9 protein-coding genes are annotated in these 7,490 nt (G+C 59.4%); 4 read left to right on the top strand and 5 right to left on the bottom strand.

Features of this window, described 5'->3' with window-relative positions:
- Genes AADA15_RS07905 through AADA15_RS07915 form a run of 3 tightly spaced genes read left to right on the top strand, consistent with a single transcriptional unit; the run spans position 1 to position 2,911 of the window.
- On the top strand, positions 1-1,215 hold the full coding sequence (locus AADA15_RS07905) for a glycosyltransferase family 2 protein (protein ID WP_341640996.1): 1,215 nt from the start codon (positions 1-3) through the stop codon (positions 1,213-1,215).
- Positions 1,212-2,144, top strand: coding sequence for an NAD-dependent epimerase/dehydratase family protein (locus AADA15_RS07910; protein ID WP_341640997.1), 933 nt, complete (start codon positions 1,212-1,214; stop codon positions 2,142-2,144). The genes AADA15_RS07905 and AADA15_RS07910 overlap by 4 nt, the downstream gene beginning before the upstream one ends.
- The gene (locus AADA15_RS07915; protein WP_341640998.1) at positions 2,141-2,911 is read left to right on the top strand and encodes a cephalosporin hydroxylase family protein; all 771 of its coding nucleotides are present in this window, start codon (positions 2,141-2,143) and stop codon (positions 2,909-2,911) included. Before AADA15_RS07910 ends, AADA15_RS07915 begins: the two co-directional genes overlap by 4 nt.
- A gap of 67 nt (positions 2,912-2,978) precedes the next feature.
- Here the strand turns inward: AADA15_RS07915 and modC are convergent, their stop codons facing one another.
- From modC to AADA15_RS07940, 5 genes are all read right to left on the bottom strand, one after another.
- Positions 2,979-4,070 carry a molybdenum ABC transporter ATP-binding protein gene (gene modC, locus AADA15_RS07920; RefSeq protein WP_341640999.1) on the bottom strand — a complete coding sequence of 364 codons (1,092 nt, stop codon included), beginning with the start codon at positions 4,068-4,070 and terminating at the stop codon, positions 2,979-2,981.
- On the bottom strand, positions 4,070-4,762 hold the full coding sequence (gene modB / locus AADA15_RS07925) for a molybdate ABC transporter permease subunit (RefSeq protein ID WP_341641000.1): 693 nt from the start codon (positions 4,760-4,762) through the stop codon (positions 4,070-4,072). Before modB ends, modC begins: the two co-directional genes overlap by 1 nt.
- Positions 4,763-4,770: 8 nt before the next feature.
- A complete protein-coding gene (gene modA / locus AADA15_RS07930) occupies positions 4,771-5,553 on the bottom strand; it encodes a molybdate ABC transporter substrate-binding protein (RefSeq protein WP_341641001.1) in 783 nt (260 codons plus the stop codon).
- Positions 5,554-5,730: 177 nt separating this feature from the next.
- The gene (locus AADA15_RS07935) at positions 5,731-6,294 is read right to left on the bottom strand and encodes a chemotaxis protein CheD (protein ID WP_341641002.1); all 564 of its coding nucleotides are present in this window, start codon (positions 6,292-6,294) and stop codon (positions 5,731-5,733) included.
- 25 nt (positions 6,295-6,319) lie between these two features.
- Positions 6,320-7,258 carry a CheB methylesterase domain-containing protein gene (locus AADA15_RS07940; RefSeq protein WP_341641003.1) on the bottom strand — a complete coding sequence of 313 codons (939 nt, stop codon included), beginning with the start codon at positions 7,256-7,258 and terminating at the stop codon, positions 6,320-6,322.
- Between AADA15_RS07940 and AADA15_RS07945 the strand changes: the two genes are divergently transcribed.
- Positions 7,259-7,490 (top strand): hypothetical protein (locus tag AADA15_RS07945; RefSeq protein WP_341641004.1); only part of this gene is annotated, 232 nt, incomplete at its 3' end.

Here is a 7,490-nt window from a genome sequence, read left to right on the forward strand (position 1 = left end):
ATGTCACAGCCGAAACTGAGCATCTGCGTACCGACCTACAACAGGGCAACCTACCTTGTTACTCTTCTGGCGCATCTGGAAGAGGTGGTGGAGCAACTGCCGTTCGAGGTGGAAGTCGTGATCTCCGATAATGCCTCATCCGACAACACTCTGGAGCTCCTCGAGGAGGCTAGCGACCGAATGCCACTGGTGATCTTGCACCAGTCCGAGAACCTTGGCGCGGTCCGCAATATCAGCTGCGCCATGCGGGCTGCAAAGGGTACTTATCTGGTTTATCTGGCAGACGATGATCGCCTGAAACCGGCTGCGCTGATCGACGCCATCGCGCGTTTGGATGACAACTCCAAGGCCGCTGGTCTTTATGCCCCTTGGGAGGTTCTGGATCTGGTTACAAACCAGGTCAAGTCTCAGTTCTACAAGCAATCCAAAAACGTCACGGTCCCCAAGGGGAACTATGCCCGACTGATCGAGCACGTTGCAGACCACCGGATTTTCTCCGAAATCTGTATCCTGCGCCGCCAAGCCTTTCGTGCCTTGCACCCCATGGGCAACGATCTGGCGTTCTGGGCCTTCACGATGCCCTGCGAGTACCTCGGGTATGGGGATCTGATCTACGCAAAAACCCCCTTCTACAGTTCAATCTCTCGGCACTTTCCGGGGGATACGCGCGCGCAGGAAGGGTTTACGGAAGTCATGAGCGCCTGGGACCGATACCGCGGCGGCGCGGAATACATGTATGGCCTTGCGCTTCAACAAGGTGGGTTGAAGAACCCTGAAAAGGTCCGTGCATTCGTTCAGGCCATGCCAATAGAGCGTATGCTCACGGCACTTAGGTTCCGGCTGCAACAGGGCGGCGATCCACTGGAGAACTACACCCTCGCGGCACGTCTGCGGGGAAGCGGGTACGAAATAAATCTGCCCGTGCCGATGGAACAGATCCGCACGACAGCCGGCCTCTATTTCGCCAGTGTGACACTGCCCGACACCCTGCAGGCAGAAGGCGTCGCGATTATTGGTGACTGCGATCAGGATACGATTGCGACGCTCAACACCATATCGAACCGGCCGGTACGCCATGTGATCGACGAAGACGAAATCTGCGCCACGGATGTGGTGCTAAACCTCGGCTGCAAGAATGCTGCGATTATGAAACAGGCGGAAAGCCTGGCCCTCGCACATGTGCGTGACACCGATCTGATGCGGAAATTCGCATGAGCAAGGCTGCGCGACATATCCTTCTGACCGGCTCCACCGGATTTGTCGGTCGTGCAGTTACGAGGGTCCTGCACCATGCGGGGCATCGGTTGTGCCATGTGGTACGGCAGGGCAGCGCAGACCGCATCCCCGCTCTGGGGGCAAAGGACCGTGTCATCGAGGTTCCGGATCTCTTTGCGCAAACCGCCACCTGGTGGGCCGAAGCGATGCAGGGTCAGGATCTTGTGTTGCACATGGCCTGGTACGCCGAGGCTGGTCAGTACCAGACCTCTCCAAAGAACAACGACTGTCTGATCGGCACGCTTGCAATGGCGCAGGGTGCGGGCCTCGCAAAGCTGCGCCGTTTTGTCGGTGTTGGAACCTGCCTCGAATATGACCTGCATACACCTCAGGCAGAACGCAAAAGCGTCGGCACAAACAGCCCTCTGAACCCGCAATCGCCCTACGCAGCGGCCAAAGCCGCCTGTTCCCTCGCCCTCGGTCACAGCCTGCCGCAGGCCGGTGTGGAATTCCTGTGGGCACGTCTGTTTTATCTGCACGGCGCAGGAGAAGATCCCCGCCGCCTGATGGCTGCGCTGCACGAAAACCTCTCCAAAGGACAACCAATGGCCCTGACTTCAGGTCAGCAGGTTCGGGATTTTCTGGACGTTGCGGACGCCGCCAGGATGCTCGCCGACGATGCGCTTTCGGATCGCTGCGGCGTCAGCAACATCTGCTCGCAGACCGGCATCACCGTGCGGGCCCTGGCCGAACACGTCGCCGATCAATACGGGCGCCGCGATCTTTTGCAATTTGGCACACGCCCCGACAATCCCGACGATCCGCCCTACGTCGTCGGCCACCGTGGACCAAACCCACACCCCCTTTTTCCTCAATCCGCCACCTCTGGCACTGGCGCAAAAGCCATGACCGAAAGGATGACTCAATGACGACCTTCCAAAGCGAAATCACCGCACGCACTCAGGACATGCGGGGCGATCCGGCACTGCAATCAGCGGCAATGGATTTCCTTCAGGCCTCGGCCAAGGCGAAATACTCCTACAATTTCCAGTGGATGGGCCGCCCCATCATCCAGTATCCGCAGGATATCGTCGCCATGCAGGAGCTGATCCACGAGATCAAACCTGACCTGGTGATCGAAACCGGCATTGCGCACGGCGGCTCGCTGATCTTCTCGGCCTCGATGCTGGCGCTTCTGGAAATGACCGAGGCGATCGAAGCCGGCACCAGCTTTGATCCCAACAAGCCCAAACGCAAAGTGCTGGGCATCGACATCGATATCCGCCCCCACAACAAGGCCGCCATCGATGCCCATCCGATGCGCTCTCGCATTGAAATGATCCAAGGCTCTTCGATCGCCGATGACGTGGTCGCGAAGGTCCATGACATTGCCAAGGACTACAAAAAGATCCTCGTGTGCCTCGACAGCAACCACACGCATGATCACGTCCTGGAAGAGCTGAAGGCCTATGCGCCGCTCGCCTCTGAGGGCAGCTACTGCGTGGTTTTTGATACGCTGATCGAAGACATGGCGCCGGACACATACAGTGATCGCCCATGGGGCAAGGGCAACAACCCCCATACCGCGATCCATTCCTACCTGAAGGAAAACGGCGGCTTTGAAATCGACCGCCAGATCCATGACCGTTTGCTTATCACGGTCGCTCGCGATGGGTTCCTGCGACGCCTCTCCTAGGGTTTCGCAGCCAAAATTTCCATAACAGCGAAACGCGGGGCGCCTACATGGGCGCCCCTTCCTTGTGTCATGACCCGCTCATCCTGCTGATATCTCCGGGCGCGATGGCAACCGACTTGATGACCGCATAACACGCGCTTCCCTCGTGCAGCCCCAGTGCCTGCGCCGAACGCTGCGTGATCCGGACCAGAATGCGCCCCGCAGGCGTTCCCAGGGATACCATCGCGCCGGGGCCATCCCCCGAGCGTATCTGTTCCACCTTCCCCGGCAGAATATTGAGCGCGGACAACCCCTCTGGCTTGCCCCGCGATAGGATCACCTCATGCGCCGAAATGCGCACACGCACCATCTGGCCCGGCGCCTGTGCAACGCGCGGCAGGAACAGCGAAATCCCTCCGGCATCCAGCTCGGTCAGCCCGTCGGCATGATGCGCCTTGACCCGAGTCTCCAGCACCGCCCCAACCGACCGCACCCCCGTTGGCATCACCCTGGGATCGCTCAGGATCTCAGCCGCAGGCCCTTGCTGGGCGGTTTTTCCATCTTGCAGGACAACAACCGTCGTGGCGAGCCGGGCAACCTCGCTCGCAGCATGGCTGACGTAAAGGATCGGAATGCCGCTCTCGTCTCTGAGACGTTCAAAATGGGGAAGGATCTCGGCCTTGCGTGCGTCATCGAGAGCCGCCAGAGGCTCATCCGCAAGGATCATTTCCGGCGCCGACAAGAGGGCGCGACCAATGGCAATGCGTTGTTTTTCACCGCCCGACAGCCCGCCAGGCCGCCGCTTCATAAGATGGCCGATGCCAAGCATGTCAACGATCTGATCCAGATCGGCGCGGGGGGCTGCCTTTGGCGCAAACCAGTGGCCAAAGAGCAGATTTTGCCGAACCGTCAGATGCGGGAAAAGTCTCCCTTCCTGAAAGACATAGCCGATGCGACGACGGTTCGGCGGGAGCCAAAGCCCCTGCTCCGTATCGCATAGAACCCGGCCATTCAGGGCAATGCGTCCATGGTTGGGCCGCAACAGACCCGCAACCGCATTCACCACGGTTGTTTTCCCAGATCCCGACCGCCCAAACAGAACGGTTATTCCGGGCGGCGCCTCAAAGGTGACGTCGAGGGCAAAGTCCGGCCGACTGTGTTTCAGGCTGACCGACAGCATCACCCGCCTCCGATCCGTTTTGCAGCCTTGCGGGCCAGAAGTTCAGAGAGCAGCAAGGCGCCCATGGCGATCGCAATGGAGATCATGACCAGCCGCGCGGCGGCCGCTTCACCGCCGGGGACCTGCAGAAACGCGTAAACCGCCGAGGGCAAAGTCTGCGTCTGTCCCGGAATGTTGGACACAAAGGTAATGGTCGCGCCGAATTCGCCCATCGCCTTTGCAAAGCCCAGAATCGATCCAGCAATCAGCCCCGGCAGGATCAAAGGCAGCGTCACAGTCAGGAAGACCCAGGGTCGCGAAGCCCCAAGCGTCGCCGCAGCCTGCTCCAGCTTTGGATCAACAGCCTCGATCGACAACCGGATCGCCCGCACCATCAGCGGGAACCCCATGATGGCCGCAGCCAGAGCGGCACCGGTCCATCGAAAGGCAAGGACAATCCCCAGTTCCTGCAGCAGACCGCCAACAGGCCCTTGGGTTCCAAAGGTCAAAAGCAAAAGATACCCCGTCACCACAGGCGGAAGGATCAGCGGCAGGTGAACAATTCCGTTGAACACCTGCTTGCCCGGAAACTCCCATCGGGCCAATGCAAAAGCCGTAAGCAACGCGACCGGCATTGCAACAAGCGTCGCCCAGAAGGACACCCGCAAAGAGAGGGCGACTGCCTGCCATTCTTCTGGGCCGAGCCATTCCATGCTTGCGGTCAATCCGGCAAGGCAGAAAACCCCTCGTCCGTCAGGATGGTCTGTACGGCAGGCGTTTTCAGGTACTCGAGAAAGGCAAGGGCTGCAGGGTTTTCTCCTGGCGCAACTGCAGCAGCGGGATAGACGATTGGCGGATGGCTATCGGCTGGAAAGGTCGCGATGACGCTGACGGCCGAACTGGCGCGCGCATCCGTGGCATAGACAATTCCAAACGGTGCCTCGCCGGTTGCGACCAGGGCAAGGGCCGCCCGCACGTTATCCGTTTGCACCACGTCCGGTCCTACCTTGTTCCACAGGCTCATCGATGCAAGGGCTGTCTTTCCGTATATCCCGGCCGGAACGGCCTCGGTCAGCGCCATGGCAAGGCGCGCCCCTTCCACCCGTTTCAAAAGATCGCCCTCGGACAACAGGTCAACCGGAGGCTGGCTGCCGTGCCCGATCAGAACCAGCCGGTTCCCGATGAGATCAAAACGGGTGTCGCCGAGAATCCAACCTTTGCTGTCCAGATAGTCCATCCAGGCCGGATTGGCAGAGAGAAAGACATCTGCCGGAGCTCCCCGCTCGATCTGACGGGCCAGCACCGAAGAGCCGGCGAAGGACACCAGGACGCGATGACCTGTTTCGCTCTCGAATTCCGCGCGGATCCGGACCATGGCGTTGGTCATGCTCGCAGGCGCAAAGACCGTGATCTGCCCCGCGCTGAGGCAGGACGGTGCCAGTGAAACCAGGAAAACCCCCAGCACGGCGGCCAGCATGTGGCGGCGAATGCGGGAGAACATCATGACAAGCCTCGACACTGGGTTGCGTTACCCTTTCGGACTATCTGCGGGCCAGCAACGGGGCAAGGAGTAATTTCCGCACGGCCGAGCAAGTAAAACCGCTTTCTCAGGATGAAGAAGGCCGGTCACACACCTGCGACCGGCCTCCAAAACCATCACGATCTGCAGAAAGCGCCGCGATCAGAACAGGGTCAGATCGCCTGCACCTGCCGGAGCGGCCGCCGGTGCCGGTTTCGGCGCTGCGCGTGCGGCTGCGATTTCCTGTTCGCCAAGACGGCGATCGTTTGCAACCCTTGTCTGCTGCGCGCTGCCGGTGGTCGGGTGAAACCTGACCCGGCGGGCCGAAGTGCCCCCGACGCTGGACGAGATGCACGGAATGCCTTCATCCATGAGAAACTGCTGCACGAATTTCGCGTTGGAGGCTCCGATATCGGACAGGTTGGCCGACATCTTGGCGCCGCCAAAGACCTTCGCCTTGAGGTTTCGCCGTTCCGCGCCCTTTTTCATGACACCGTTGATCAAAAGTTCCATGGCATGGATGCCATAGCGCGCGCTGACAGCCCCACCGTTGGCATTCGCCAAGAGGAAATGGTTCATCCCGCCCACACCATTTTCCGCATCATAGATGCAGGCCGCGATGCAAGAGCCAAGAACCGTCGAGAACACGACCGAGGGGTCGGTGGAAACACGATACTCCCCCTGCAGGAGTGTCACCGAAGTGGAGTTGGCAAATACTGACGTCACAGCGGTCTCCTTGTTAACTTTTCACTCAGGACTTGGCTGCCTGAAGCAGTGCTCCAGCCATCCTAGCGAGCGATACTTGTTTTTGCGCGGCTCCAGTTTCCCAAGCGACTCTTGGCATTCCATAAACAACGGAGGATTTTTCATCCTGTGCAAAGGTCGATGCACCCGCTTTGCGCAATTCCATCAGACCTCTCGCTCCATCCTGCCCCATTCCTGTCAGGATTGTTGCGACCACGTCCTTCCCATATGGCACTGCAGAAGTGAATAAAGCGTCAACAGAAGGCGTATGACCGGAAATGGGCGGACCATCCTTCATGCGCAAACGTATAGGCTTGCGTGAAGACAACCCCATGTGGCGCGTTTGTCCGGCGGCCACGTATACATGCCCCGGCTGGACCTGAATCCCGTCTTCGGCCGGCACCACTTTCGCGGCGCAAATACGGTCCAATAGCGAGACCAGACCGGGCCCAAAGTTCTTTCCGGTGTGCTGAACGATCATGGTTGGGGGACAGTCCTGGGTAAAGCCGACCAGGACGCTGCGCAGGGCTTCGACACCCCCTGTAGAGGAGCCGATCAGGATGATCTTCTTGAAATCGCTGCGGGCAGGTGCAGCTCTGGCAGCTGCCGACCGCATCGGAGCGCCCCGGCGCGGTGCCTTGACCATCATGTCGTAGTATTGTGCGAATTGACGCGGACCGTCTGCCTTGGTCAATTCGAAGATACCCGCGCCCACGTTTAGCAAAGGGTTCGATTGACGGGCCGGTGTCGCACCGGGGCTATCCATGACCGATACCCAGCGCGTGTCGACGGCCGAGAACAGTGCCAACATCATTTCGAACTCAGGCAACCGGGTGAAGCCATCCTCCACGAAAGCAAAGGTCGGTTGGGCCGCCTCTGCCTGGTTGTAGGCCATCATCAGATTGTTGGCCAAGAGAACCTTCATACCGGGATATGCCGATTCCATATGAGATTGCAGAGACCGGGCAAAAGCCCGATCCGTCGTAATGATAAGAAGGTTCTGAGACGTCAATGCTTCACCCAGTCACGTTTATTCGGCGCAAGGCCAAAAGTTTCCAAAATTGATGAAGTGCATGAAAACACTTCGTGTTTCCGGCGTTTAGAAATCCTGCCACTTGTCGAGGGCCGCGTTTCCGTCGGTTCCGGTGGCTGCCGGGGTGGCTTCGCTGAAATCAGAG

The organism is Phycobacter sedimenti (genome assembly GCF_038148855.1).
GTDB classification, from domain to species: domain Bacteria; phylum Pseudomonadota; class Alphaproteobacteria; order Rhodobacterales; family Rhodobacteraceae; genus Phycobacter; species Phycobacter sedimenti.